The organism is Rhodococcus cerastii, from assembly GCF_033042195.1.
Taxonomy (GTDB): domain Bacteria; phylum Actinomycetota; class Actinomycetes; order Mycobacteriales; family Mycobacteriaceae; genus Rhodococcoides.
In genome coordinates, this window is record NZ_JAWLKF010000001.1 from 442,237 (window position 1) to 468,235 (window position 25,999).

The 25,999-nt window shown below is 66.1% G+C and carries 27 protein-coding genes; 17 read left to right on the forward strand and 10 right to left on the reverse strand.

The features are described from left to right. Window positions 1–64 precede the first annotated feature (64 nt). Window positions 65–508 (forward strand): flavodoxin domain-containing protein, encoded by a 444-nt coding sequence (locus R3P93_RS01865; RefSeq protein WP_068051234.1) that lies wholly within the window; start codon window positions 65–67, stop codon window positions 506–508. A 48-nt stretch (window positions 509–556) separates the two neighbouring features. On the opposite strand, the gene R3P93_RS01870 is transcribed toward R3P93_RS01865, so the two are convergent. From R3P93_RS01870 to R3P93_RS01880, 3 genes are read right to left on the reverse strand one after another with little or no spacing between them, the layout of a single operon-like run. Further along, window positions 557–1,219: a Maf family protein gene (locus R3P93_RS01870; RefSeq protein ID WP_094669205.1), complete on the reverse strand. Its 663-nt coding sequence runs from the start codon at window positions 1,217–1,219 to the stop codon at window positions 557–559. A 2-nt stretch (window positions 1,220–1,221) separates the two neighbouring features. Beyond that, complete coding sequence (locus R3P93_RS01875) at window positions 1,222–1,512, reverse strand: acyl-CoA carboxylase subunit epsilon (RefSeq protein ID WP_317532309.1); 291 nt, start codon at window positions 1,510–1,512, stop codon at window positions 1,222–1,224. Then, a complete protein-coding gene (locus R3P93_RS01880) occupies window positions 1,509–3,149 on the reverse strand; it encodes an acyl-CoA carboxylase subunit beta (protein WP_317532310.1) in 1,641 nt (546 codons plus the stop codon). Before R3P93_RS01880 ends, R3P93_RS01875 begins: the two co-directional genes overlap by 4 nt. 96 nt (window positions 3,150–3,245) lie before the next feature. Between R3P93_RS01880 and R3P93_RS01885 the strand changes: the two genes are divergently transcribed. From R3P93_RS01885 to R3P93_RS01900, 4 genes are read left to right on the forward strand one after another with little or no spacing between them, the layout of a single operon-like run. Beyond that, entirely contained in the window at window positions 3,246–4,082 is an 837-nt protein-coding gene (locus R3P93_RS01885; protein WP_094642499.1) for a biotin--[acetyl-CoA-carboxylase] ligase, read from the forward strand. 47 nt (window positions 4,083–4,129) lie between these two features. Then, complete coding sequence (locus tag R3P93_RS01890; RefSeq protein ID WP_068045754.1) at window positions 4,130–4,729, forward strand: PH domain-containing protein; 600 nt, start codon at window positions 4,130–4,132, stop codon at window positions 4,727–4,729. Window positions 4,730–4,768: 39 nt separating this feature from the next. Continuing rightward, window positions 4,769–5,449 (forward strand): response regulator transcription factor, encoded by a 681-nt coding sequence (locus tag R3P93_RS01895; protein WP_037190266.1) that lies wholly within the window; start codon window positions 4,769–4,771, stop codon window positions 5,447–5,449. 6 nt (window positions 5,450–5,455) lie between these two features. Next, window positions 5,456–6,775 (forward strand): sensor histidine kinase, encoded by a 1,320-nt coding sequence (locus R3P93_RS01900; protein WP_094642328.1) that lies wholly within the window; start codon window positions 5,456–5,458, stop codon window positions 6,773–6,775. Between the two features lie 37 nt (window positions 6,776–6,812). Here the strand turns inward: R3P93_RS01900 and R3P93_RS01905 are convergent, their stop codons facing one another. Beyond that, entirely contained in the window at window positions 6,813–7,373 is a 561-nt protein-coding gene (locus R3P93_RS01905; protein WP_179272203.1) for a GtrA family protein, read from the reverse strand. 197 nt (window positions 7,374–7,570) lie between these two features. Here R3P93_RS01905 and R3P93_RS01910 point away from each other — a divergent pair, with 197 nt between their 5' ends. The 3 genes from R3P93_RS01910 to R3P93_RS01920 are packed head-to-tail and all read left to right on the forward strand — an operon-like array spanning window position 7,571 to window position 9,670. Next, on the forward strand, window positions 7,571–8,773 hold the full coding sequence (locus R3P93_RS01910) for a 5-(carboxyamino)imidazole ribonucleotide synthase (RefSeq protein WP_394855247.1): 1,203 nt from the start codon (window positions 7,571–7,573) through the stop codon (window positions 8,771–8,773). Beyond that, complete coding sequence (gene purE, locus R3P93_RS01915) at window positions 8,766–9,284, forward strand: 5-(carboxyamino)imidazole ribonucleotide mutase (protein ID WP_068045724.1); 519 nt, start codon at window positions 8,766–8,768, stop codon at window positions 9,282–9,284. Before R3P93_RS01910 ends, purE begins: the two co-directional genes overlap by 8 nt. Before the next feature lie 59 nt (window positions 9,285–9,343). Further along, on the forward strand, window positions 9,344–9,670 hold the full coding sequence (locus tag R3P93_RS01920; protein WP_068045751.1) for a hypothetical protein: 327 nt from the start codon (window positions 9,344–9,346) through the stop codon (window positions 9,668–9,670). On the opposite strand, the gene R3P93_RS01925 is transcribed toward R3P93_RS01920, so the two are convergent. Beyond that, window positions 9,658–10,398 (reverse strand): TIGR03089 family protein, encoded by a 741-nt coding sequence (locus R3P93_RS01925; protein WP_068045723.1) that lies wholly within the window; start codon window positions 10,396–10,398, stop codon window positions 9,658–9,660. The genes R3P93_RS01920 and R3P93_RS01925 overlap by 13 nt on opposite strands. 58 nt (window positions 10,399–10,456) lie before the next feature. Continuing rightward, the gene (locus R3P93_RS01930; protein ID WP_317532475.1) at window positions 10,457–11,881 is read right to left on the reverse strand and encodes an LCP family protein; all 1,425 of its coding nucleotides are present in this window, start codon (window positions 11,879–11,881) and stop codon (window positions 10,457–10,459) included. Between the two features lie 457 nt (window positions 11,882–12,338). Here R3P93_RS01930 and rfbD point away from each other — a divergent pair, with 457 nt between their 5' ends. From rfbD to R3P93_RS01945, 3 genes are read left to right on the forward strand one after another with little or no spacing between them, the layout of a single operon-like run. Beyond that, window positions 12,339–13,193: a dTDP-4-dehydrorhamnose reductase gene (rfbD, locus tag R3P93_RS01935; RefSeq protein WP_317532312.1), complete on the forward strand. Its 855-nt coding sequence runs from the start codon at window positions 12,339–12,341 to the stop codon at window positions 13,191–13,193. A gap of 34 nt (window positions 13,194–13,227) precedes the next feature. Further along, the gene (locus tag R3P93_RS01940; protein ID WP_149405443.1) at window positions 13,228–14,139 is read left to right on the forward strand and encodes a glycosyltransferase family 2 protein; all 912 of its coding nucleotides are present in this window, start codon (window positions 13,228–13,230) and stop codon (window positions 14,137–14,139) included. Next, window positions 14,129–15,223 carry a mannose-1-phosphate guanylyltransferase gene (locus tag R3P93_RS01945; RefSeq protein WP_068045714.1) on the forward strand — a complete coding sequence of 365 codons (1,095 nt, stop codon included), beginning with the start codon at window positions 14,129–14,131 and terminating at the stop codon, window positions 15,221–15,223. The genes R3P93_RS01940 and R3P93_RS01945 overlap by 11 nt, the downstream gene beginning before the upstream one ends. Before the next feature lie 12 nt (window positions 15,224–15,235). Here R3P93_RS01945 and R3P93_RS01950 read toward each other — a convergent pair whose 3' ends face one another. The 3 genes from R3P93_RS01950 to cofD form a co-directional block, all read right to left on the reverse strand. Further along, window positions 15,236–15,697 carry an NUDIX hydrolase gene (locus R3P93_RS01950; RefSeq protein ID WP_094642495.1) on the reverse strand — a complete coding sequence of 154 codons (462 nt, stop codon included), beginning with the start codon at window positions 15,695–15,697 and terminating at the stop codon, window positions 15,236–15,238. A 91-nt stretch (window positions 15,698–15,788) separates the two neighbouring features. Continuing rightward, on the reverse strand, window positions 15,789–17,168 hold the full coding sequence (locus tag R3P93_RS01955; protein ID WP_068045708.1) for a coenzyme F420-0:L-glutamate ligase: 1,380 nt from the start codon (window positions 17,166–17,168) through the stop codon (window positions 15,789–15,791). Continuing rightward, the gene (gene cofD, locus R3P93_RS01960) at window positions 17,165–18,139 is read right to left on the reverse strand and encodes a 2-phospho-L-lactate transferase (RefSeq protein WP_068045705.1); all 975 of its coding nucleotides are present in this window, start codon (window positions 18,137–18,139) and stop codon (window positions 17,165–17,167) included. Before cofD ends, R3P93_RS01955 begins: the two co-directional genes overlap by 4 nt. Before the next feature lie 732 nt (window positions 18,140–18,871). On the opposite strand from cofD, the gene R3P93_RS01965 reads away from it, so the two are divergent. After that, complete coding sequence (locus R3P93_RS01965) at window positions 18,872–19,105, forward strand: WhiB family transcriptional regulator (RefSeq protein WP_027496498.1); 234 nt, start codon at window positions 18,872–18,874, stop codon at window positions 19,103–19,105. A gap of 42 nt (window positions 19,106–19,147) precedes the next feature. On the opposite strand, the gene R3P93_RS01970 is transcribed toward R3P93_RS01965, so the two are convergent. Beyond that, entirely contained in the window at window positions 19,148–19,627 is a 480-nt protein-coding gene (locus R3P93_RS01970) for a metallopeptidase family protein (RefSeq protein ID WP_094642321.1), read from the reverse strand. Between the two features lie 72 nt (window positions 19,628–19,699). Between R3P93_RS01970 and R3P93_RS01975 the strand changes: the two genes are divergently transcribed. From R3P93_RS01975 to R3P93_RS01995, 5 genes are all read left to right on the forward strand, one after another. After that, entirely contained in the window at window positions 19,700–20,110 is a 411-nt protein-coding gene (locus tag R3P93_RS01975) for a DUF3499 domain-containing protein (RefSeq protein WP_176460497.1), read from the forward strand. A 195-nt stretch (window positions 20,111–20,305) separates the two neighbouring features. Then, entirely contained in the window at window positions 20,306–21,688 is a 1,383-nt protein-coding gene (locus R3P93_RS01980; protein WP_068045741.1) for a phosphomannomutase/phosphoglucomutase, read from the forward strand. Window positions 21,689–21,760: 72 nt separating this feature from the next. Further along, the gene (locus R3P93_RS01985; RefSeq protein ID WP_068045700.1) at window positions 21,761–22,903 is read left to right on the forward strand and encodes a tobH protein; all 1,143 of its coding nucleotides are present in this window, start codon (window positions 21,761–21,763) and stop codon (window positions 22,901–22,903) included. Then, window positions 22,903–24,132 (forward strand): mannose-6-phosphate isomerase, class I, encoded by a 1,230-nt coding sequence (gene manA / locus R3P93_RS01990; protein ID WP_094642319.1) that lies wholly within the window; start codon window positions 22,903–22,905, stop codon window positions 24,130–24,132. Before R3P93_RS01985 ends, manA begins: the two co-directional genes overlap by 1 nt. 159 nt (window positions 24,133–24,291) lie before the next feature. Further along, a complete protein-coding gene (locus R3P93_RS01995) occupies window positions 24,292–25,809 on the forward strand; it encodes an amino acid permease (protein WP_094670870.1) in 1,518 nt (505 codons plus the stop codon). Window positions 25,810–25,999 lie beyond the last annotated feature (190 nt).

The window sequence follows — 25,999 nt, forward strand, 5'->3', positions numbered from 1 at the left end:
CCGGTGAGGCTATGCTTTCCGACTGTTCGAGTGTTCGAGCAGGTGTGAGAAAGGGGAGCGATCCATGGCAGTGGTCGTGTTGTTCGGGTCCGAGACCGGTACGGCCGAGGAGGTCGCCGACAAGATTGCGGACGTGCTCAGCGATCATGACGCCGAGGTACGCGACATGCTCGAGTACGAGGTGTCCGACATCGACACCGACGACTTCCACGTGGTCATCTGCTCCACCTACGGAGACGGAGAGCTCCCCACCGGTGCAGAACCCTTCTTCGATGCGCTCGTCGAGGACGCGCCGGACCTCGCGGGACTGCAGTTCGCGGTGTTCGGTCTGGGCGACCGGGTCTACGAGGACACCTTCAACCGCGGCGGCGAGATCATCGCGGAGAAGCTCACCGAGCTCGGCGGCAAGCAGGTCGGTACCCATGCTCGGCACGACAGCTCGTCGAACATCAAGCCGAAGACCATGGCCGAGGAGTGGGCTCGCGAATTGATCGATCTTCTGCCCTGACGGCAGAACTCGGCTCCGTCCGGCCCAGCGGTCGGCGGAGCCGGACGGTCAGGACGGGGCGCTGCCCCACAGTGCGGCCAGAGACGTACCCACACGAGTGAGCAGTGTTCGCACCAGCGGTAGGCCGATGCCGATCACCGACGACGGATCGCCCTCGATGCGGTCGACGAACCAGCCGCCGAGCCCGTCCAACGTGAACGCCCCGGCCACCGACAACGGTTCACCGGAGTCGAGGTAGGCCTCGAGGTCCACCGAGGACGGCGTCGAGAAATGTACGACTGTCGAACTGTGCGCTGCAGCTTGCGCCACGACCACTCCGTCGGTCACCCGGAGCACAGCGTGGCCGGTCAGCAAGTCGCCGCTGTTGCCCGCCATCGACTGCCATCTCGTGCGCGCCACCTCGACCGAATGTGGCTTACCGTGCAGCTCCCCGCCGATGGCCAACATCGAATCGCAGCCGACGATCACCAGGTCGTCGCTCGAATCCGAGAACGTCTCGGCCACCGCGGCGGCCTTGGCTCGGGCCAGTTCCGTGACCACCGTTTCCGGAGACACCGACGGCCCGAGCGCTGCTGTCAACGCATCCTCGTCGACACCCGACACCCGGACGATCGGCTCCACCCCGGCACCGCGCAGCACCGACAGACGCGCAGGCGACGCCGACGCCAGGACCAGACGAACAGGCCCCGGCGCAGCGTCGGAGGACCGCATTGTCACCGTGGGTAGCGGCCCGACGCGGCATACGAATACGCCGACTGAGGTGCGAATCGGCGATGCAGCAACTTCGGTGAACCCCACAGCTCACGAGGACGAGAATCGCCCGTCGACTCGGACCCGCCCTGGGCAGCCGTCAGAACCGTCACCAGCGCGGCGATTTCCTCATCGCTCGGATTGCCCTTCACCACCCGAACAGCCGCAGGGGACGGGGAAACCACCTCGCTCGGATTCGCTGCGTCATGATTCGCTTTGTCGTTCGCTGCGTCATGATTCGCTTCGTCGTTCATAGTGGGATGTTTCCGTGTTTCTTGGGTGGGAGGGTGACTTGTTTGCGTTCGAGTAGTCGTAGTGCGGTGACGATCTGGCCGCGGGTGTGGCTGGGGGGTATGACGGCGTCGAGGTAGCCGCGTTCGGCGGCGATGTAGGGGTTGACGAGGGTGTCTTCGTATTCCTGCTGCAACCTCAGGCGCAGGGCGTCGACGTCCTCACCGTTCTTCGCTGCTTCGAGTAGTTGTTTGCGGTAGACGAACCCGACGGCACCGGAGGCTCCCATGACGGCGATCTGCGCGGTCGGCCAGGCGAGGTTGACGTCGGCTCCCATGTGCTTGGATCCCATCACGTCGTAGGCGCCGCCGTACGCTTTGCGGGTGATGACGGTGATCTTGCCGACGGTCGCTTCGCCGTAGGCGTAGAGCAGTTTCGCGCCGCGTCGGATGATGCCGTTGTATTCCTGCCCGGTGCCGGGCAGGAACCCGGGAACATCGACCAGGGTGATGATCGGGACGTTGAAGCAGTCGCAGGTCCGCACGAACCGGGCTGCTTTCTCGGAAGCGTCGATGTCCAACGTTCCGGCGAACTGGGTGGGTTGGTTGGCCACGATCCCCACCGATCGGCCGTCGATGCGCCCGAACCCGACGATGATGTTGCGGGCCCGACCTTGTTGGACTTCGAGGAATTCGTCGTCGTCGAGGATCCGGGTGATGACCTCGTGCATGTCGTACGGGGTGTTCGGTGAGTCGGGGATCAGGGTGTCGAGTTCGAGATCCTCGGCGGTCAGATTGTCTTCGATGGACCCGGTGATCGGGTCCGAGGGTGCGGTGCGGGGGGCGTCGGCGCGATTGTTGCTCGGTAGGTAGGACAGGAGTTCGCGGACGTAGTCGAGGGCGTCTTGTTCGCCGGAGGCGACGTAGTGCGCGACACCGGATTTCTCCATGTGGGTGTGCGCGCCACCGAGTTCTTCCATGGTGACGTTCTCGCCGGTGACGGTTTTGATGACGTCGGGTCCGGTGACGAACATCTGGGAGGTGCCGTCGACCATGACCACGAAGTCGGTCAGTGCCGGGGAGTAGACGTGCCCGCCGGCGGCGGGTCCCATGATCACCGAGATCTGGGGGATGACTCCGGAGGCGCGGACGTTGCGGTGGAAGATCTCGCCGTACAGTCCGAGGGAGACGACGCCTTCCTGGATGCGGGCTCCGGCACCTTCGTTGATGCCGACCAGGGGGCGTCCGGTTTTGATGGCCAGGTCCATGACCTTGACGATCTTCTCGCCGTAGATTTCGCCCAGGGAGCCGCCGAAGACGGTTGCGTCCTGGGAGAACACGCACACATCGCGGCCGTCGACGGTGCCGTAGCCGGTGACGACACCGTCACCGAAGGGCCGGTTGTCTCCGAGCCCGAAGTTCTGGGAGCGGTGCCGGGCGAGGGCGTCGAGTTCGACGAACGAGCCCTCGTCGAGCAACGCGGTGATCCGTTCGCGGGCGGTGAGCTTGCCTTTGGCGTGGACCTTGTCCACCGCTGCCTCACCGGACGGAATCTCCGCAACCGCGAGACGTTTACGAAGATCGGCCAATTTACCCGCAGTGGTATGGATATCGGGGGCTTCGGCCGACCCGTGTGCAGTGGAATCCTGGACGCTGGTCATGGGGAACCACTTTAACTGCGAGTGTGATCTGCGCCCCGACCGAGGGTGGTTGCCGACAGGCCGTCGGCCTGTCGGCGAGCCCATATGCTGGTGCGCATGTGGACAAACCTCGATCGGCCACCACTGGACGTCCGCGCGCTTCGTCGGGCACTGGTGGACGGCCCGCAGGCCTCGTGGTCCCGGCTGGACGTGGTGGCGGAGACCGGTTCGACCAATGCCGACCTGATCGCGGGGGTTGCGAATTACGCAGACCGGACGGCATTGATCGCCGAACACCAGGACAGCGGACGTGGCAGGCATGCGCGACCGTTCTCCGGCGCGCCTCGGTCGCAGATCCTCGTGTCGATGCTGCTGAAGTTCCCGGGAATCGATCCCGCCGTGCTCGGGTGGGTGTCGCTCATGACCGGAATCGCTCTGGTCGACGCGTTGCGCACCGTCGGTGAAGTGGACGCTCGGCTGAAATGGCCCAACGACGTCCTCATCGGAGGTAAGAAGGTCTCGGGCATCCTGGCCGAGGTCGCCGCGCACGGACCGTCGCCCACTGTCGTCATCGGGCTCGGGGTGAACGTGACGATGACCGTCGACGAGCTGCCGGTACCCACGGCGACGTCATTGGCGCTGGAGGGGGCCGCGGTTCTCGACCGCGACACGTTGGTTCGGGCGATTCTGCGGGGGATGGCCGCCGAGGTGGACTCGTGGCGGGACTCGAACTGGAACACCGACGCCCTCGCCCACCGGTACCGGGAGAGGTGCGGCACGATCGGGCAGCGTGTGCGAGTCGATCTGCCCGGCGGCGACGAGAAGGTCGGAACCGCGGTCGACGTCGACGAGCACGGCCGGATCGTGATCGAGGTCGAGCACCCCGGGTCCGATCACCCGTCGGTGCTGGCCGTGGCCGCCGGTGATGTCACTCATCTGCGACCTCTCGCGTGAGACCATATCGACTCGACGGAAGTCGTAGCGAGTAGTCAGGAGTGCACGTGGGTTATCCACAGGACGCGTTGGCCGACGAGGAAGAGCTCCTGCTTCATCATCACCCCCACTGGAAGATGCTCGTCCTGCCGTCGGTCACGTTCGTTCTCGTCACGGGCCTGGCAGGCGTCGGGCTGGGGGCCGCGAGTGCACGCCTCGAATCGACCGCTGCGAACGCCGCCATGATCGCCACAGCGGTGCTGTGGGCGGCGATCGTCGTGTGGCGGTGCCTGGTGCCGCTGATCAGCTGGAAGTGCACGCATTTCATCGTCACCGATCGACGAGTGTTGATCAGACAAGGCGTGCTCACCCACTCCGGCATCGACATTCCGATGAGCCGAATCAGCAATGTGCAGTTTCGACACGGACTGATCGACCGGATGTTGCGGACCGGCACGCTGATCATCGCCTCGGCATCGGACGACCCACTCGAGTTCGACGACATTCCGCACGTGCAACGCGTCCATTCGCTGCTCTACCAGCAAGTATTCGACTCGATGGAGTACCGTCGCGAACCCGTGCACGGCCGGGAAGCGGCGTTCGAGCCGACACCCGAGGATTCGGCCGGCGAGTCCAAGCCCGGTTGGCGAGCCGGTAAACGCAGGTAACACAGGCTGTTCTCACCTTCGAACCGTAGGGTGACCGATGTGACCGACGTGCTGCTTGCCGAAGACGACGAAGCCATTGCTGCACCCCTGTCCCGAGCGCTCGGGCGCGAGGGCTACACGGTGACCGTCGAACAGACCGGCCCCGCCACCCTTCAGCGTGCGCTGGACGGAAAATTCGACCTGTTGATACTCGACCTCGGCCTGCCGGGGATGGACGGCCTCGAAGTGTGTCGGCAGGTGCGTGCCAACCGATCCGAGGTTGCCGTACTCATGCTCACCGCACGCACCGACGAGGTCGACTTCGTGGTCGGTCTCGACGCCGGCGCCGACGACTACGTCGGTAAGCCCTTCCGGCTCGCCGAGCTCATGGCCCGCGTACGGGCGTTGCTCCGCCGCCGTGGTGCCGGGGAGGATTCCCCGATCGAGGTCGGTGCGATTCGTCTCGAGCCCGCCGCCCGACGCGTCCTGGTCGGTGGCACCGAGATATCTCTCGCCAACAAGGAATACGAGCTGCTCAAGGTCCTGCTCGACCATGCGGGCCAGGTCGTCTCTCGCGAAGTGATCCTGCGTGAGGTCTGGGGCGACGCAGAGTTGCGCGGATCGAAGACTCTGGACATGCACATGTCCTGGCTGCGTCGCAAGATCGGCGACGAAGGGCCGGTGGCCGAGCGTCGCATCGCCACGGTGCGCGGCGTCGGCTTCCGTATCAACAGCGACTAGCGGTCGATGCGGCGTCGAATTCTGGTCTCGATTCTCGCCGTCGTCGTGATGACGGCGTTGCTGCTCGGTTTGCCCCTGATGTACACCGCGTGGTTGTGGGTAGAGGATTTCACCCGCAACGACCTGCAGGCACGCCTGGATCGAATGGCAGCGGAGATCATCTCGCAGGAAGGGTCTGCGGGGCTGATCGAGGGTCAACTCGACATCGGCTCGCTCCGGTTGGCGATCCCGCAGGGCGGCCGGCTCGTGGTCATCTATCCGACTCCGGAGGATGCCGCCTCGCGCGCGGACATCGGGCAGTCGTCCGTGCCTCGCCCGCTGGTGGAATCGCTGTCGATGGGTACCTCGGGTTCGCTTCGCCTCGAAGTGCCGTCCGACGACATGCGGTCCCTTCAGCGCCAAGCGCTGGGAGCGGTGACGCTCGTCGTTCTCGCATCTGCGATGGCAGGCACCGTCGTGGCCGTCGTGACGGCCAAGCGCCTGGCCGACCCGCTGCAGGATGTGGCGCGGCGAGCTGCTCGCCTGGCCGAGGGCGACTTCAGGCCGGATCCACGACGGCACGGCATCGCCGAACTCGATCGGGTCTCGGAGGTTCTGGACTCGGCCACCGTCGAGATCGCCGGACGGCTGCAGCGTGAGCACACGTTGGTTGCCGATGTCTCGCATCAGCTTCGCAGTCGCCTGACCGCTGTCCGTCTACGCCTGGACGAAATTTCCACACACCCGGACCCGGCGGTGGTAGACGAGGCCAACGAGGCGATGGACCAGGTGGATCGGCTGACCCTTGCCATAGACGAGCTCGTTCGATCCTCTCGTAGTGACGGCGCGGCCGACGCGCACGAGGTCTCGGTCGTCGAGGAACTGACAGGAACCATCGTCGAATGGCAGCGGAACTTCGAGGACGTGGGTCGTACCCTGGCGATCAAGGGCGACGCGGATCTGAAGGCCTCGGTGACCGGATCGCGCTTGCGCGAAGCGGTCTCGGTGCTGATCGACAATTCCCTGGTGCACGGAGAGGGAGCGTGCACGGTGGCGGTTCGAGCCGTCTCGGCCGTCGAGAGCACGGAGGGACGCCGCGAGAGACTGGTCTGCGTCGAGGTCTCGGACGAGGGGCCAGGGGTGAACAACGAACTTGCTCCGCACATCTTCGACCGCGGATTCTCGGGAGCCGGCTCCACCGGTGTCGGGCTCGCACTGGCCCGGGCGCTGATCGAGGCGGACGGCGGACGTCTGGAACTGCAGCGACGCCGCCCGGCACTCTTCTCGGTGTTCCTGCCTGCGTGGCGGGAACCGTCGCCTGCGGTGCCTCGGCGCGAACCGCGCTGAGCATCCCAGGGTCGGTGCATCTCAGGGGTGGTGCATCTCAGGGTTGGTCGAGTGCGTCCGCTGCGTCGGTCGGATCCTCGTTGCGTTCGGCGTCCACTTCCAGGATCGTGCGCGCGTTGTCCTCGGGGAAAGCGAAGCGCCGTAGTGCCCAGAACCGGAATGCCATCTGCAACAGGTTGCCGATGATGTAGTTGAGGACGAAGTCGATGATGACCACGGTCGTCAGGGATTCGCTGGTATCGCGGATGTCGAAGACGTTGTTCGCGATCCACAGCGGACCGGCTGCGATGAGCACACCGATACCGCTGATCGCGAAGAAGAGCAGTGCCTCGTGGTGCCGCTCGCGTCCGCCGCGGTGTTTGAAGGCCCACTCACGGTTGAGGAAGTAGCTGAGCAGGGTGGCGAGGACACCCGAGATGATCTTGGCGATCACCGGCTTCTGCTCGAGCACCGTCAGGCTGAGCGAATAGAAGATGACGAGGTCGAAGACCATCGTCGTGCCACCCACGATGGCGAACTTGATCAGCTCACTGTGCCGAATCGCGAGGTCCCGAAGGGGCGTGGGTAAGCGCTGGAGCACGCTTGCGATCGTCGGCACAACGGTGAAGTCTACGAAACACATTCCGGTTCCGCCGAACCGAGGCTCCGATCATCAGGGTTTCCACAGGTCCTCGCCGAGTCCGCCGTCTCGAGTGAGACTGCCGGTTCGGACCGAATGCGTGCGACATGACACCATGGTGAGCCGTGACAGGTACCGAACCGCGCCCCACTGCTGCGCGCCCGTCGTCGACCGGAATGCCCGTGGTGACGATGATCGGCGGCGGTCAGCTCGCCCGCATGACTCATCAGTCCGCGATCGAACTCGGACAGACTCTTCGCGTTCTCGCCGCCGGTGCCGACGAGCCGGCAGCTCAGGTCAGCCCCGACGTCGTCTTCGGCCACCACGACGACCTCGATGCGCTGCGCACTGCCGCGACCGGATCCAATGCGCTCACCTTCGACCACGAGCAGGTGCCAACCGCGCACCTGGAGACACTCGTGGCAGAAGGGGTCAACGTACAACCGCCGCCGAGCGCGTTGATCTTCGCCCAGGACAAACTGCGCATGCGTCGCAAGCTCGCCGAACTGGGCGCGCCCGGTCCCGCCTACGCGGAGGTCTCGTGGGCGCAGGACGCGATCGCGTTCGGCGACGAGCACGGCTGGCCGGTGGTGCTCAAGGCAGTGCGCGGCGGCTACGACGGGCGCGGAGTGTGGATGCCCGCCGACGCCGAGGAAGCCGAGGAGATCGTCACCGCACAACTCGACCTGGGTGTACCGCTCATGGTGGAGGAGAAGGTGGCCATGCGCCGTGAGCTGTCGGCGATGGTGGCACGATCGCCGTTCGGCCAGGGAGCTGCATGGCCCGTGGTGCAGACAGTGCAGCGCAACGGCCAGTGCGCGGTGGTGTTGGCACCGGCTCCCGACCTCGACGAGGACGTGGCCACGTTCGCAGGCAGGCTTGCCCTCGACATCGCAGGTGCGCTCGGCGTGGTCGGAGATCTCGCGGTCGAACTGTTCGAGACCACCTCCGGCAAGCTCCTGGTCAACGAACTGGCCATGCGACCCCACAACTCCGGTCACTGGACCATGGACGGGTGCCGCACCTCGCAGTTCGAGCAGCACCTGCGTGCAGTACTGGACTACCCGCTCGGTGACACCGATCCACTCGCTCCGCTGACGGTCATGGCCAACATTCTGGGCGCACCGCAGGCCCCCGAGATGACGATGGACGAGCGGCTGCATCACCTGTTCGCCCGTCTGCCCGATGCGAAGGTGCATCTGTACGGCAAGGGCGAGCGCAAGGATCGCAAGATCGGACACGTGAACATCCTGGGCGCGCAGTCGGGTTCGCTCGCCGACCCCGCCTACGTGGCCTCGGTGCGCGAGCGAGCCGAGCGTGCAGCGCACTGGATGTCGCACGCCGAATGGACCGACGGATGGGACCCGCACGATGACTGACAACACGATCGACTCAGGCCCCCAAGTCGGCCTGATCATGGGCAGCGACTCCGACTGGCCGACGATGGAAGCCGCGGCAGAAGCGCTCGCGGAGTTCGGAATTCGCTTCGAGGTCGGCGTGGTGTCGGCGCACCGCACCCCGCAGCGCATGCTCGACTACGCCCGCGAGGCCGCAGGCCGGGGGATCCGCGTGATCATCGCCGGGGCCGGGGGAGCGGCCCACCTGCCCGGCATGGTCGCGTCGGCCACGCCGTTGCCGGTCATCGGCGTGCCGGTGCCGCTGAAGTACCTCGACGGTATGGACTCGCTGCTCTCGATCGTTCAGATGCCCGCCGGAGTCCCCGTGGCCACGGTCTCCATCGGCGGTGCACGCAACGCAGGGTTGCTCGCGGTACGGATTCTCGGTGCCTCCGATCCGGCTCTGCAAGAACGGATGTCCGCGTTCCAGGCCTCACTCGAGGCCATGGTGCTCGAGAAGGACAAAGCTCTGCGCACCACTCTGCTCGGGTGAGCGCAGCCGTGTCACGAAGCGAGCAGATCCGGCGCGCCGGTCGCGGTAGTCGGCAGTCCATGCTGGTGACGCGGCTGGCGCTGTTCTATGCCCGACTCTGGCGCGGCACGGCGCGCTTCGACGACGAATTCTCCCTGTTCGTGTGCACCGGTCTGCGTGGCGGATTCGGCCGCGGCGGAACGACATTCGGCGGTGCCTACCTGACGAAGGGCAACACCGCCCGTCGGGTACTGCGACACGAGGCCGTCCATGCAGACCAATGGGCGAACTTCGGGGTCACCTTCCCGTTCCGCTACCTCGCCGAAGAAGCGCGACATCGGGGCCCGGCCAACAAGTACGAGATCGAGGCCGGACTCGCCGACGGTGGCTACCGTCAGCCCGGCTGAGCAAGATTGCCGGTGACCTTCTCGGTCTCGGCGCGCCGCTGCGACTTTTCCTCGTCCGGATGTGCCACCTGAACCAGCGACGCCCCCACGACGATTACCGAGATCAGACCGTCGATCAGCTCGTCGGCTGTGGTCCAGGACGCGCTGGACATGACCCGATCCGAGGCCGTCCAGGCCCGTGCGTCGGCTCGCTCACGAGCGGCAGCGAGTACCTCGTCCACCGAACGTCCGTCCAGCGCCGCGGCTGCGCTCCCGGAACCCGCGCTCCCGGAACCTGCGACCCTGAACTGATCGCCGTGCACCCGCACCGATGTCGCGTAGTCGGTCATCCCGATCGGCAGATCGGGGACCGCCTTGCCGAAGGCGTCGAGCGAGAAGGCCAGCACTTCGTCTGTGTCGGGAGCCTCGTCGAGCCGATCACCCGACACCATCGCGACGTCCGCGGAGTCGTCGGCCCCGAGGATCACCTCGCCGCCTGCCCACCAGATTCCGAGCAGCGCCGCAGCCGTCTGCCAGTGCGCGGGCAACAGCACACTCACCCTGCCACCCACCTCGAAGCCGAACTCGTCGCGCAACAGATTGGCGGTCTTGGCCGCCCAGTTCGCGAGGGTCACCGCCGACACCTCGACCCGCTCACCGGTCGCGTCGTCGTAGAACGTGATGCGCGGACCGGCCGGATCGGCGGCGAGAATCGGGTCGAGCAGGGTCTGAGTCAGATTCGAAGCCACCCCACGACCCTAGATGACGCTCGACGACTCCGATTCACACGCTCTGAGCGAACGCCGATCAGTTGACGCACATCGGGCCGACGGAACCGGCGTCGATCGGAGCAGCCGGTGCCTCGGGAACCGCCGTACCCGACTCGGGAGCAACGGTTTCCGCCGTCGCGGCCTGACCCGAGCCCGGCCCCGCGTAGTCGTTCGCGAGGACCACCCGAACGGTATCTGCCGACAGGGTGTCGTCCGCGGTGATCTGCAGTCCGCCGAGCGCTGCCGAGACGGCGCGCGCGGCATCGCTGTCCACATCGGCAGCCTGGATGCGGCTCGCCGAGATCGACGCGCCCTCGTAGTTTCCGATGGTGCCGTCGACGTACCCCAACGCCGTCAACGAACCGGCGACACCGTTGGCCAGCCCGTCGATACCGCTGTCGTTCGCGACGTCGACGGTCACCGTAGACGGATCGACAGCCGGCGCGTCCGAATCCTCGGCGTTGGCCTCCGCCGAATTACCGTCGGCGAGCAGGCCTGCGACGTACTTCTTCACCGCAGCGGGATCGACCTGCACGATCGATTCGCCGTAGTCGGTGGTCGCATTGATGTCGACTGCCGGGATCGTCTCGAACTTGACCTTGCCGCCGGCGAGATCCTGCAGGCGAGTGGCGAACTGCAGAATGTCCCAGTCGGAATCGAGAGTCACCGATCGCTGCACCGCGGTGCTGAGTTGGCCCAGTTTGCCGGGGTTGCTCAGCGTCTTGGCGCTGAGCACACTCCGCACGAGCGAGGCCATGAACACCTGCTGGCGCACGATGCGGTCCAGATCTCCGCGCGGAAGATCGTGCCGCTGTCGGACGAAACTCAGAGCTTGCGAACCGGAGAGATTCTGCTCGCCTGCGGGGAAGTTCGCACCCGACAGTGGTTCTTGCACAGGGTTGTTCAGGCACACCGCGACACCGCCGACGGCATCGGTCAGCAGCACGAAGCCGAGCAGCCCCACCTCGGCATAGTGATCGACGGTGATGCCGGTGAGGTTGGCGACCGAATCGATGAGGGCCTCGCGGCCGGCCTCGGTGGCCTGGGATTCGGCATCGGCGTCCGTCACCCCTTGCTCGACCAATTCGAGTCGCTTGTTCTCCTTGGTCGCGCCGTACGCGGCGTTGATCTTGGACATGCCGATGCCGGGTACCTCGACGTACGAGTCTCGCGGGATGGAAATCGCGGTGGCCGACGAACCGTCGTTCGGAACGCGGATCAGCACGATCGTGTCGGTGTTGGACGCCACCTCTTCGCCGGCATTGAGGGATGCGAGTTCGGCGGGGGACAACGCATTGCCGTGGGCATCGGTACGACTGTCCGTGCCGACCATCAGAATGTCGACGGCACCGTCGGCGGCTCCGCCGAGACCGAGACCACCCGCGGTGGCGATATTGGAGCGCAGGCTGTCGACACTGCGCCACGCGAAACCGGTCACCAGCAGGACGAGAATCGAGAGCACTGCGACCGCGACGTGGGTCGCGGGCCATCGGGTACTGCCGACGCGAGGGCCCCTGCCGCCGGATCCGGGTCGCTCGACGCCACCGCGAGGGCTTCGCCGATCGGGACGACGCGATCTGGTCGCGCGTTCGCTGGGAGCGCCATGTCTGCGTTCTCCGGTGCGGCGTTCTCCGCGGTGTTCGTCGTCGACGTATCGGTGGGCGGCGCCCTCGCGCTCGCTGGAGCGTCCCGAGGTGCGCGCTCGGGGATCGTCGGATCGCCGGGGACCGCTCCGCCTCGGCGGGGGAGTGCGCTCACCTCCGGGCGTGCCTGGATCTCGTGGCACCGTGACGACCCTCTCTCGTTTCCGGCCGGCCTGAAACCCGCCTACTTCGTTGTTCTCCCCCCGCCGTTCGAAGGTTACTTGTCACCGGTCGCTGCCTCGCCGAAGCGAACGCGGCGTGCCACACTTGGCAACCGTGAATGCGATCGTGGTGACCGGTGCACACGGCCAGTTGGGCCGCCGAGTGATGTCTCTGGCCGCCGAACGAGGTGACGGAGTCGAGGTGTTCGGATATTCGTCCGCCGACCTGGACATCACCGACCCCGACGCCGTGAACGCCGCGGTGAGCGCGGGGGCAACGGTGATCAACTGCGCTGCCTACACCGCCGTCGACGCCGCCGAGACCGACGAGGACCGGGCGTCGGCGGTCAACGCGGACGGCCCTCGAAATCTTGCGCGCGCCTGCGGGCGTGTCGGAGCCCGGTTGATCCACGTCTCCACCGATTATGTGTTCGACGGCACAGCAACCGAACCGTACGAGGTCGATGCGAAGACCGCACCGCAGTCGGCGTACGGACGCACCAAGCTCGCAGGCGAGCTCGCGGTGCACGAGGAGCTGCCCGAGGCCGTGGTCGTGCGGACCGCCTGGGTGTACGACAACACGGGCAAGAATTTCGTGACCACGATGCGCCGACTCGAAGGCGAGCGCGAAACGATCTCCGTGGTGAACGATCAGATCGGTTCGCCCACGTTCGCCCTGGATCTGGCGTCGGGCCTGCTCGAGATCGAAGCCGACCCTGCTGTGCGCGGACGAACGCTGCACTTCACCAATGCGGGGCAGGCCAGCTGGTTCGACCTCGCACGCGCGGTGTTCGCGGGGATCGGTGCCGATCCCGAGCGAGTCGAGCCGTGCTCGAGCGCCGAATACGTGGTTCCGGCCCCTCGGCCCGCGTACTCGGTGCTCTCACCGACCGCGTGGGTCGATGCCGGTCTGACCCCGGCGCGGCCGTGGTCGGATGCGTTGTCAGCAGCCTTGACGCAGTCGACATGAGGGTTCGACGGGAGATCGGGCTAGTCTTGCCCGCGTGAGTTCCGAGCTGGCCGTGGTGACGGTGACCTATTCACCCGGCGAATACCTTGACCAGTTCCTGACGTCTCTACGTGAGGCGACGACGCGGCCCCTTCGGGTGATCATGGCGGACAACGGCTCGGTCGACGGCGCGCCCGAGGCAGCCGAGGTCGCGTTCGAGGAGGCCGAGTTGCTGCGAACCGGCGCGAACATCGGATACGGCGCAGCGGTCAATCGCGCGGTGGCCGAGATCGACCCCGACGTCGAGTTCGTCGTCGTGGCCAATCCGGACGTGCGGTGGCATCCCGGATCGCTCGACGGTCTGCTCGACGCAGCGGCGCGGTGGCCACGGGCAGGTGCCCTCGGACCGCTCATTCGCGAGCCGGACGGCTCGCGGTACCCGTCGGCACGGTCGGTACCCGATCTCACGTCCGGTGCGGGTCACGCGGTGCTCGGCAAGCTCTGGCCGACGAACCCGTGGACTCGGCGGTATCGCCAGGAGAACGAGACCGTCAGCGAGCGGCCGGTGGGGTGGCTGTCGGGATCCTGTCTGCTGCTGCGGCGTTCGGCGTTCGATTCGATCGGCGGATTCGACTCGCGCTACTTCATGTACATGGAGGACGTGGATCTCGGCGACCGTCTGGGCAGAGCGGGCTGGCACAACGTCTACGTTCCCGACGTCGAGGTGACCCACTCGAAAGGCCATGCGGCAGGACGGCATCCGGAAGTGATGTTGCCCGCACATCACACCAGTGCGTACCGCTTCCAGGCCGATCGACACGACCGAACGTGGCAGGCTCCCTTACGATGGGCCCTGCGTGGCGGTCTCGGTCTTCGTTCGAAGATCGTTGTGGCCTCGGCGCTTCGGGCGCGAGCAGTTGACGGACGAGAATCGGACGAGAGAACAGAGGCTGGACATGCCGGATAGTCCCACATCGGTCGCCGCACGTACCGACGCAGTCATTCTGGTCGGCGGCAAGGGAACTCGGCTCCGGCCGCTGACACTCTCGGCACCCAAGCCGATGCTCCCCACCGCAGGCCTGCCGTTCCTCACGCACCTGCTGGCGCGCATCAAGGCCGCGGGTATCGAGCACGTCGTCCTCGGAACGTCGTTCAAAGCCGAAGTGTTCGAGCAGCATTTCGGGGACGGGTCCTCGATGGGCATCGACCTCGAGTACGTCTTCGAGACCGAGCCGCTGGGTACCGGTGGCGGCATCAGGAACGTACTTCCGCGCCTGCGCGCGGACAACGTCATGGTCTTCAACGGCGACGTCCTCGGCGGCACCGATCTGACCGCGGTCCTCGACACGCACCGGAACACCGATGCCGATGTCACGTTGCACCTGGTTCGTGTCGGCGACCCGCGCGCGTTCGGCTGCGTGCCGACCGACGAATCCGGCCGAGTGACAGCGTTTCTCGAAAAGACGCAGGATCCGCCGACCGATCAGATCAACGCCGGGTGCTACGTCTTCAAGCGCGAGATCATCGAGTCCATTCCGGCCGGCCGTCCGGTGTCGGTGGAGCGAGAAGTGTTCCCGGCCTTGCTCGCCGAGGGCAAGAAGGTCTACGGACACGTCGACAGTGCGTACTGGCGCGACATGGGAACACCCGAGGACTTCGTCAAGGGCTCGGCCGATCTGGTTCGCGGCATCGCGCCGTCGCCTGCGCTGCACGGGGACCGCGGCGAATCGCTGGTACATCCGAGCGCGGGAGTGGCACCGGGCGCACTGCTGATCGGTGGAACCGTCGTCGGACGCGGTGCCGAGATCGGAGCGGGTGCCCGCCTCGACGGAGCCGTCGTGTTCGACGGTGCCGTCGTCGAAGCGGGTGCCGTCGTCGAGCGATCGATTCTCGGCTTCGGTGCTCGTATCGGACCCCGCGCTCTGGTGCGCGACGCGGTCATCGGCGACGGTGCCGACATCGGAGCCCGCTGCGAGTTGCTCCGCGGCGCGCGCGTGTGGCCAGGCGTCAAGTTGCCCGACGGTGGAGTCCGCTTCTCCACCGACGTCTGACCCAGGCGGTCCCTACCGGCGACGCGCGGCGAGCGAGACGAGGTGGTCGATCGTCTCGCGCTCCGCGTCGTCGGGCAGAGCATCGACCGGCCACCAGCGCAGATCCGTCGATTCCTCGCTGCGGACTGCTCGCGCTCCGTCCGGGGCTCGGACCAGGAACCTCAGGTCGAGGTGCCGCGTCGGCTTACCGAGCGAGCAGGTGATCGGATGCGTGTGCGCGGAGAGCATGATCGGGTCGACCGTCAGATCGGCGATCCCGGATTCCTCGGTGGCCTCCCGTAGCGCTGCGTCGACAACCGTGCTGTCCGACGGTTCGCAGTGGCCGCCGAGTTGAATCCACCGACCGACCTTCGGATGCAGGGTCAGCAGCACATGGGTACCCGACGTGTCGAGCACCAACGAGGACGCGGTGAAATGGCCGGCCTCGTTGGCCCGCAGGCAGGCGTCCGGGTTGCTGTCGAGAAACGCCAGCATCGTGTGTCGAAGCGACTCGTCGTTCGAATCGGAGGGTGCCCATCGGTCGAGTGTCGTGGCGACCGAGTGCCACAGTGTGGACGCCGACACGTCAGAGCTCCACCAGTGACGACCCGGGAACCACCGGATCCCTGACGGTCAGCGATTCGCTGGGATGCCCGATTGCGATGGCTCCCATGGCTTTCCAATCCGCGCGCAGGCCGAGTTCGGCGCGCACGGTATCGGCGGCGAAGATGGTGGAACCGATCCAGCAGCTGCCCAGTTCACGCACCGCGAGGGCGACGAGCAACCCCTGCACGGCCGCACCGACAGCCACGGTGAACATCGTGTCCTCCGCGGTTCGACGCCTCTCGTCGGGGTACGAGTGCGCGCCGTCGGGCACGCAGAACGGGATCACGATTTCCGGGGCGTCGAACAAGATGTCGCCGCGGCTCAGTCTCGCCGCGATCCGCTCCTCGCTCAGCCCGTCGCCGGCCAGGTCGGCTCGCCATTGCTCACGCATCGTCTCGAGCAGTCGACGCCGGACGGCAGGGGTTCTGACCCAGACGAATCGAACCGGACGGGTGTGGTGCGGGGCCGGGGCGGTGAGGGCATCGGCAACGGCCGCTCGAACGGCGTCGGGATCGACCGGTTCGTCGGTGAACGACCGCACCGAGCGTCGGCGCAGCAGCGCCTCGCGTCGACCGCGATCGAGTGCCTCGGCGGTACCGAGCCAGAACAGGTCGTCCTCGCCGCCGCGCAGAAGCGTCGCCGCGGTGGAACCGTCGTCGACGGGGGTCAGTCCGCGCACGACCGCGATCGGAACTCCGCCGAGCTTTCCCTTCACCAGATCGCCTGCGGCCGCGAGCTCGTCGGCGATCGCGACCTCGGTGACCACGAGCTCGTTTCCCTGACCGTCCTCGGCTCCGGCATACGCGTGGACGACGCCCAGGCCCGCCGCACCGATGGCGGCGTCGGTCTGGCCGATCCGCCACGCCCGTCCCATCGTGTCGGTGACGACCACGGCGACCGTCACCCCCAGCAGTGCGCCGAGGGCAGTGCGGAGCGCGGCGGCACTGGCGTCGGGGTTCTCGGGCAGCAGTGCCAGTTCGCCTCCGTCGACGTTGGAGCCGTCGATTCCCGACGCGGCCTGCACGATGCCGAGTCGGTTCTCGGTGATGAGGGTTCGGCCCTTACGTGCGACGATGCGCACTGCTTCCTGTTCCACGAGGACTCTGCGGGCGGCGTCTCGCTCGTCCGCATCGCGAGGTGCCTGCACAAGACGGCCCTCGACCTTCGAGATGATCTTGCTGGTGACGATCAGGATGTCTCCGTCACGCAACCACGGCGCTCGGTCCGCAACGGTCGCGGCCAGATCGTCGCCCGGCCGGAACTCGGGGAGGCCGGTGACCGGCAGTATCTCGATCGAGCCGCCCGGAGCGTGATCCTCGGGTGCCGACCGGAGCGAGTCGGTATCGCGAGTGTCGGTCACAGGTCGAGTCCGGCTGCGCGCAGAGCGGTTCGGGCCATGACCGCTGTGGTCTCGGGGTCGGTCATCAGCAACGGAACAGACTGCACGTCCACCCCGTCGACAACCGCCGTATCGGTGGTGTGCACCAGCCATGCGTCGAGAATGCCGGTACCGCTTCGGCTTCCGTAGTGACGGCCCACCGCCTGCGCCGTGGTCTCGACTCCGATGACGGACAGGCACTCGTCGGCCATGCCGCGCAACGGCTTACCGTCGACGACGGGGGAGAGGCCGACCACTTTGGCGGCCGTCGTGCGAAGCGCCCCGCGGATACCCGGCACCGCGAGGATCGCACCGACGCTCACCACCGGGTTGGACGGAGCTAGGACGACGGCGTCGGCCTCGGCGATCGCCTCGACGACTCCCGGTGCCGGAGTTGCCTGTTCGGCTCCGATGTTGGCGAAGCTGTGGGTCGGAATCTGTGCGCGGTACCGAACCCACCACTCCTGGAAGTGAATTGCGCGCTGCTGCTCCCCGGTCGGGTCGTCCGGATCGGTGACGACGACATGGGTCTCGGAGCGGTCGTCGGTGACGGGCAGGAGCCGAACTCCGGGTTGCCAACGGTTGCACAGCGCTTCGGTGACGGCGGACAGCGGAAAGCCGGTGCGCAGCATACGACTGCGGATCAGGTGTGTGGCGATGTCGCGGTCGCCGAGTCCGAACCAGTCGGGATCGGCACCGTAGGCTGCCAACTCGTCCCGAGCGTTCCAGGTCTCCGCGATGCGCCCCCAGCCTCGCTCGGTGTCGATTCCTCCGCCGAGGGTGTACATGCACGTGTCGAGATCCGGGCAGATGCGAAGACCGTGCATCCACACGTCGTCACCGACGTTGACCACGGCGGTGATCTCGTGCTCGGGCTCGTCGCCGAACAAGGTTTTCAGGCCCTGCAGAAACCGAGCGCCACCGACGCCACCGACCAGAACAGTAACTTTCACAACATGCGAGCCTAGTGGGGTTGCGGTGGTGCGGGGTGAGCGCCCACCCGTGGGCCGACGTCCGCGGGGACTGTTTGTGACCGGGAGAACCGATGCGACACGCACGGGACGGGCTTCGATCCGGGGAGAGCGCCGATTTCGGGCATGTGATGGTATTGGATTTGTGCGATCGGCTTGACCGCGACACACCTGGACGTGTCTAATCACAGGTATGTCATTCAGTGTTCGCAACACGAGTTCGATTGCAGCGAACCTGGTTTCGAACACTCGTTCCCTTCCTGTTCGTCCCTGACTGGACGTCGAGTAGAGGTCGAGAGTCGGATCGGCACGTTGGACCAGCTCGATCGAATACCGGCGCGGGGCAAGGTATTCGAGAACACGAGGACCGAAAGTATCTGCGCTACCACAGGTGAGGAGGCGGAAGCGATGTATGACCAGCACGTGACACGTGATCAGCGGGGCGGACCCACTGCACATCTCAGCGCTGTCGACGACGCGCCGCAAACCGAGTCCGGCATCGGCGCAGATTCGAGCGTCTCGATCGACGCGGGTTCTGCGTACGTCGGCCGAACGGACGAGTCCGACAACGAGGTCGATGTCGTCGACGCCGAACTGGACTCGGATTCCGACACAGAGCTCGATTCCGATTCCGACATCGACTCGATGCCGTTCGTCGCCGAGTCGGTTCCCCCGGCCAAGCCGTTCCTCAGTCTCGTCGCGGGTTTCGACGAGATGTTCGAGGAGATCGAGGATCAGTGGCAGGAGCGCGCTCTGTGTGCGCAGACCGATCCCGAGGCCTTCTTCCCGGAGAAGGGTGGCTCCACCCGCGAGGCGAAGCGCATCTGCCTCGGCTGTGAGGTCAAGGACGAGTGCCTCGAGTACGCGCTCGCCAACGACGAGCGGTTCGGTATCTGGGGCGGGTTGTCCGAGCGCGAGCGTCGCAGGCTCAAGCGCGGAATCGGCTGAGCGGTTCCGTTCGGTCTCGGTGATCGGAACCGCACGGATCGTTCATACCCCGGCCGGGTCGACCTCGTCGGGATCAATGCCGAGGTACGTGGCCACTTGCTCCACCAGAACCTCGAACAACAGATCTTCCAAGTCCTCCGGGTGCTTCGCCCGCCGCTCGAGCGGCCGCCGGAACAGCACCACCCTGGCACGTGTCGTCTCTCCGCGCTTGTCGATGCCTGCTGGTACCAGTCGCGAGAGCGGTACCGGACCCTCTGCCACCACCTCGGGTGGCCACGTCACCGATTCCGGGTCCAACGCCCTGATCTTGGGTACCTCGTCCACGGCGATGTCGAGCTTCGAGAGCTTCTCGTGCCATCGATGATCGATCCGCGCGAACGCTTCGAGTACCAGCCGGTCGAACTTCTCCGCTCGTGAGCGCCTGGCCGGGATGTCCTCGGGCAGAACCGGTCCGCGGACGCCGCGTCCGTGCCGGGCCACGGACCGAGAGGTGATCCTGCGCGCGGATGAGAATCGAGGCATAGGGGGAGGTTATCGCGCTCGTCCGGTGTGTCGGTCGTTCGGTCGGTTGCACCCACCGGATACTCTGCACTCGTGAGATCACTGCGTGGCTGCTGCAGGCCTGGTTGCAACCGTTCTGCCGTTGCGACGCTCACATACGTCTACTCCGATTCCACCGCGGTCGTCGGGCCGCTGGCCACAGTCGACGAACCGCATTCCTGGGATCTGTGCGAGGTGCACGCGTCGACCACCACCGCTCCCAAGGGCTGGGAACTGGTGCGCTACGAAGGCGGCTACTCGACGTCGAGCCCCGACGAGGACGACCTGACGGCTCTGGCCGAGGCCGTCCGCGAGGCCGGCCGCGGCGATCGCGTCCGGTCCGAGGACCGCGAGAGCTCCGACCGCTCGAGCTCACGGCCGTCCGACACCGAACGCCGATCCGCTCCGGCCGTCCGAACGGGCAGGCGCGGGCACCTTCGAGTTCTTCCCGACCCCACGTCCTGAGCAGCCCGAGCACACCGAGTGTGGTGTGCGTCGGTCCGACTGGCCGGTCCGTCTGCCGTCTGGCAAGGTTCGACGAGCAGGACCGAAACGGACAGCTGCGGTATGCCGATACTCGGTGTGGATCGCACCGCTACCGACGCTCGATTCCGACGCCGATGTGCGGCGTCGTCAAGAACGATCACCAGGAGAATCTTCGTGGCCCGAACCGCAGAGTCCGTCAACGCCGTCATCAAGGCCTACGACGTCCGTGGCGTCGTAGGTGAACAGATCGACGAGGCGTTCGTGCGTGACGTCGGTGCATCGTTCGCGCGACTGGTTCGCGACGAGGTAGGGGCCGCGCGCTCGGTCGTCATCGGCCACGACATGCGTGATTCCTCGCCCGCACTGTCACGGGCGTTCGCCGACGGCGTCACCGCTCAGGGCCTCGACGTGATGCACATCGGGCTGGCGTCGACCGACCAGCTCTACTTCGCCTCCGGCATGCTCGATTGCCCGGGAGCGATGTTCACCGCCAGTCACAATCCGGCGAAGTACAACGGGATCAAGCTCTGCCGCGCCGGTGCCAAGCCAGTGGGCCAGGACACCGGCCTGGCCACGGTCAAAGCCGAATTGGTGGACGGGGTACCGGAGTTCGACGGGCCGTCCGGAACAGCGACATCGCGAGATGTGCTCGACGAATACGCGCAGTTCGTCCGAGACCTGGTCGATCTGTCGGGAATCGGATCCATGAAGATCGCCGTCGACGCCGGAAACGGAATGGGCGGTCACACGGTGCCCGCGGTGTTCGGGCCGTTGCCGGTGACGATCGAGCCGCTGTTCTTCGAGCTCGACGGCAGCTTTCCCAATCACGAGGCAAATCCGCTCGATCCGGCGAACCTGGTGGATCTGCAGCGTTTCGTCGTCGAGACCGGTGCCGACATCGGACTCGCCTTCGACGGCGACGCGGATCGGTGCTTCGTCGTCGACGAGAAGGGCGACCCGGTCTCGCCGTCCGCAGTCACCTGCCTGGTGGCCGAGCGGGAACTGGCCAAGGAACCGGGCGCGGTGGTCATCCACAATCTGATCACCTCACGCGCGGTTCCGGAATTGGTCACCGAGCTCGGTGGCACACCGGTTCGTACCCGAGTGGGGCACTCCTTCATCAAGCAGCAGATGGCCGACACCGGGGCGATCTTCGGCGGTGAGCACTCCGCGCACTACTACTTCCGTGACTTCTGGGGTGCAGACTCCGGCATGCTCGCCGCGCTGCACGTTCTCGCCGCACTCGGGGCACAGGACCGTCCGCTGTCGGAAATGATGGCCAGCTACGAGACCTACAGTGCATCGGGCGAGATCAACTCGACCGTCGACGACGCCGCCGAACGCACCGAGGCGGTCCTGGCGGCATTTGCCGATCGGACTGCAGGCATCGACCGACTCGATGGGGTGACGGTCGATCTTGCCGACGGTGCCTGGTTCAACCTCCGAGCCTCGAACACCGAACCACTGCTGCGGCTGAACGTCGAAGCACGCACCGAAGCGGACGTCGATGCGCTTTCGACAGAGATATTGAGCATCGTTCGCGCCGGACTGGAATAGTGGTTACCGAGGGTTCATGAGTGGGTATACAGCGGTTTCGCGCAGGGTGACGTAAGGGGAGGTGTCGCAGCCATGACGGCAGTGTCGTCTCTGGTCGATCTCGACGATTCGGATGCTCTCATCGCAGCCGATCGTGAGGGCTCCTTGCGTAGCGCAGCGCTGGCGGGCGCGCAGGTGCGCGCCGTCGCGACCGCGGTCGACGAGTCGGTCCTGGAGCGGTTGGCCGATCTGCGTCCCCGAAGTGTGGTGATCGTGACCGGCGACGGGCGGAGCAGCCGGGCGGCGTCGCTGCTCGTCGCCGCGCTCGGTGATCGCCTCGGGGTGCCCCTGGTCCGAAGCACCGGAACCCCGCCGTGGATCGGCCCACTCGATGTGGTGGTGGTGGCGGGCGACGACGCCGGGGATCCGCGACTGGCCGAGTCGGTGGACGCGGCAGCCCGGCGTGGGGCCGAAGTCGTCGTGGTCGCCCCGGAGGAGGGGCCCTTGCGCGCCGTCCGGGGAGCCAGAGTCATGTGGCTTCCGCCGCGAATCGCAGTTCGTGACCACAATGCTCTGATGCGCTACCTCGCGGCCTTCGTGGCCGTACTCGGGGCGGTTGCCGGCGGATCGTGGAAGACGTTGCTGCCCAATTTGTCTCGACTTGCGGATCTGCTCGACGCGGAAGCGGTACGAAACAGCCCGTCCAACGAGATGTTCCACAATCCGGCCAAGGCCCTCGCAAGTGGGTTGAACGGTCGGCGGGTGGTGCTGACCGGGGCCAGTCCCGCCGCAGTGGAGGTGGCTCGGCACGGCAGCGAGGTGCTGCTGCGGGTGGCGGGTGTCGTCGTCGGTGCGGGGGAGTTGGGCGACGTCATTGCCGCGTCCATCCGGGCGTCGGTTGTCGAATCGTCGCGCACACCACAGACATTCGACTCGTTCTTTCACGACGAGCAGCTCGACGGGCCGCCACCGGCGTTGCCGATGCGCGTCGTCGTCGTGGCCTCGGACGCCGATCGGGCGATGACCGAACGACGAATTGCCGGTGTTCCGGAATCGGAGTTGTTGCTCGCCGATTCGAGTGAAGCGCTGTTCGGCGGCGACCGCGCGAGATCCGAATTCGACAACCCCGCTCCGGCACCGGATCCGGATAGACTCTCGGTGCTCGACACGATGTCCGTGTTGGCGACGCGGTTGGACACCACTGCCGCGTATCTGCTGTTGATGGGCGGTAGCTAGTGCAGCTCTTGCGAGGCGCGGTTCGGTCCTACGCATGGGGTTCGCGAACAGCACTGGCTCGGATTCAAGGCCGGCCGGTGCCGTCCGATCATCCCGAGGCCGAGATCTGGCTCGGAGCTCATCCGGCCGACTCCGCGCACGTGGTGCACGAGGGTGGCAGTACGCCACTGCTCACGCTGATCGACGGAGATCCGGGTACTCACCTGGGCGGCTCCGCGCAGCATTTCGAGTCTCGTCTGCCGTATCTGCTGAAACTGCTTGCCGCAGAAGAGCCGTTGTCTCTGCAGGCGCATCCCAGCAGTGCTCAGGCCCGTGAAGGCTTCGCTCGCGAGAATGCCGCGGGTGTCCCCATCGATTCACCGGTACGGAACTACCGGGATCCGAACCACAAGCCCGAACTGATCGTCGCGCTCACGGAGTTCGAGGCGTTGGCGGGCTTCCGGCGGCCCACCGACACCGTCGAACTGCTCGACGCGTTGGCCGTCCCCGCCTTGGGCGGGTATCGAACCCTGCTGGCCGCTCAGCCCGATGCTTCCGGTCTGCGCACGGTGTTCACCTCGTGGATCACGTTGCCGGGGCAGGCATTGGACGACATTCTGCCTGCGGTCGCCCAGGGGTGCATCGACTATCTTTCCGGTCCCGCACGCTCGGACGGTGGACGATTCGCCGCCGAGGCCAGAACTCTGCTCGAGCTGGGGGAGTCGTATCCCGGTGACGCCGGAGTGCTCGCGGCGCTGCTGCTCAATCGGGTTACGTTGACTCCCGGCCAGGGCCTGTACCTCGACGCCGGAAACCTGCATGCGTACCTGCGCGGGACGGGCGTGGAGATCATGGCGAACTCCGACAACGTGTTGCGCGGAGGACTGACACCCAAGCACGTCGATGTCCCGGAACTGCTGCGCGTGTTGGATTTCGAGCCGGCCGATCTTTCTCCCATCACCCCGGGTGCCGACGATCGACCGACCTACCTGTATTCCACGCCTGCACCCGAATTCGCGCTGAGCCGGACTGCGGTGGCGGCGGGGGAGACGGTCGCCGTGCCCGGCTCCGGCCCGAGAATCCTGCTGTGCACGAGTGGCACCGTCGTGGCCGCCACGAAGGGCACCCAGTTCGGGCTGACGGTGCCGCAGGGCAGCTCTGCCTGGATACCCGCTGCAGACGAATCCGTCACCGTGACCGCCGAGTCGGGCGAGGCCGAGGTCTTCGTGGCCTCCGTCGGACGCGTCTAGATCGGGCAATTCGGTCATCGTTGCGCCGCTTGCGGTTTCGGACTGCGTAATTGTGCGAACGGTCCGCCCGGAGGCAATAGTCTGATGCCACAGTGAATCGAAGTGACGGATGAGTTCGGTGATCCGTCGACAGATGTGAAGTGGCGATACGGAGACCCGATGACCAGAGCAGACCGGCCCGAGAAGACCCCACGCACGACGGGTTGGTTCCGGACCAAATCGATCGAGCAGTCGATCCAGGACACCGACGAACCGGACACCAAGCTCCGGAAAGAACTCGGATCCTGGGATCTGACCGTGTTCGGTGTCGCCGTCGCCGTCGGTGCCGGCATCTTCACCCTGACCGCGCGGACCGCCGGAAACGTTGCGGGACCGGCAGTGTCGTTGGCCTTCGTGCTCGCGGCCATCGCCTGCGGCCTCGCGGCGCTGTGTTACGCGGAGTTCGCGTCGACGGTGCCCGTGGCCGGAAGCGCGTACACGTTCTCGTACGCGGCGTTCGGTGAGTTCATCGCCTGGATCATCGGATGGGATCTCATCCTCGAGTTCGGCCTCGCAGCCGCGGTGGTGGCGAAGGCGTGGTCGCTCTATCTGGGCGATCTGCTCGGTACGGCCGCTCCGGTGCTCGAGATCGGTTCACTGAACTTCGATTGGGGTGCACTGCTGATCGTGGTGGTCCTGACGGTGCTCATCGCATCGGGCACCAAGTTGTCCTCGCGGGTGTCGCTGGTCATCACCGCGATCAAGGTGATCGTCGTGCTGTTCGTCGTCGTACTCGGAGCCTTCTACATCAAGGTCGCCAACTACGACCCCTACATTCCGCCGTCGGAAGCGGGATCCACCGGCGAGGGACTGCATCAATCTCTGCTCTCGTACGTCACCGGCGCAGGAGGCAGCACGTTCGGTTGGTACGGACTGCTGGCCGCGGCGTCCCTGGTGTTCTTCGCATTCATCGGATTCGACGTGGTGGCGACGACCGCCGAAGAGACCAAGGAACCGCAGAAGGCACTTCCCCGCGGAATCCTCGGATCGCTTGCGATCGTCACCGTGCTGTACGTGGCCGTCACTCTGGTTCTGACCGGGATGGTCAAGTACACGGATCTGGCCGGTGACAGTTCCACGCTGGCGACGGCATTCGAACTGAACGGGCTGACCTGGGCCAAGAACATCATCTCGTTCGGCGCACTCGCCGGTCTGACGACCGTGGTGATGGTGTTGATGCTCGGGCAGACCCGGGTGCTGTTCGCGATGTCGCGAGACGGACTGGTGCCGCGTGCATTGGCACACACCGGAAAGAAGGGCACGCCGGTCCGGACGACGATTCTGGTCGGTGTCATCGTCGGCCTGCTCGCCGCTTTCGTTCCGCTCGGCACGCTGGAGGAGATGGTGAACATCGGCACGTTGTTCGCGTTCGTGCTGGTCTCTGCCGGGGTTCTGGTACTACGCCGAACTCGACCCGACCTCGAGCGTGGTTTCCGCGTTCCCTGGGTTCCCCTTGTGCCGATCCTCGCGGTCCTCGCGTGCCTGTGGTTGATGCTGAACCTGTCGGTCGAAACATGGCTGCGCTTCCTGGTCTGGATGGCCGCCGGTGTCGTCATCTACGTCGTGTACAGCAGGCGGCACTCGGTGATGGGACTGCGGGAAACCGAGAAGGCTCGTACCGACAGGTCGGGGAACTGACCCCGGCATCGGCGACGCGGATATACCGACTCACGTCCCAACCAGGGACTTTCCGCGCAATTTAGATAGCGTCACATCAAACCGCTGGAATGTTATACCCTCGAAAACAGACTTGGAGGACTCAAAAAGTTCGATGAGAGGGTGTTGCAACAGTGAGTGTGGACGGCCGAATTCCTTCGTTGGAGGGTTC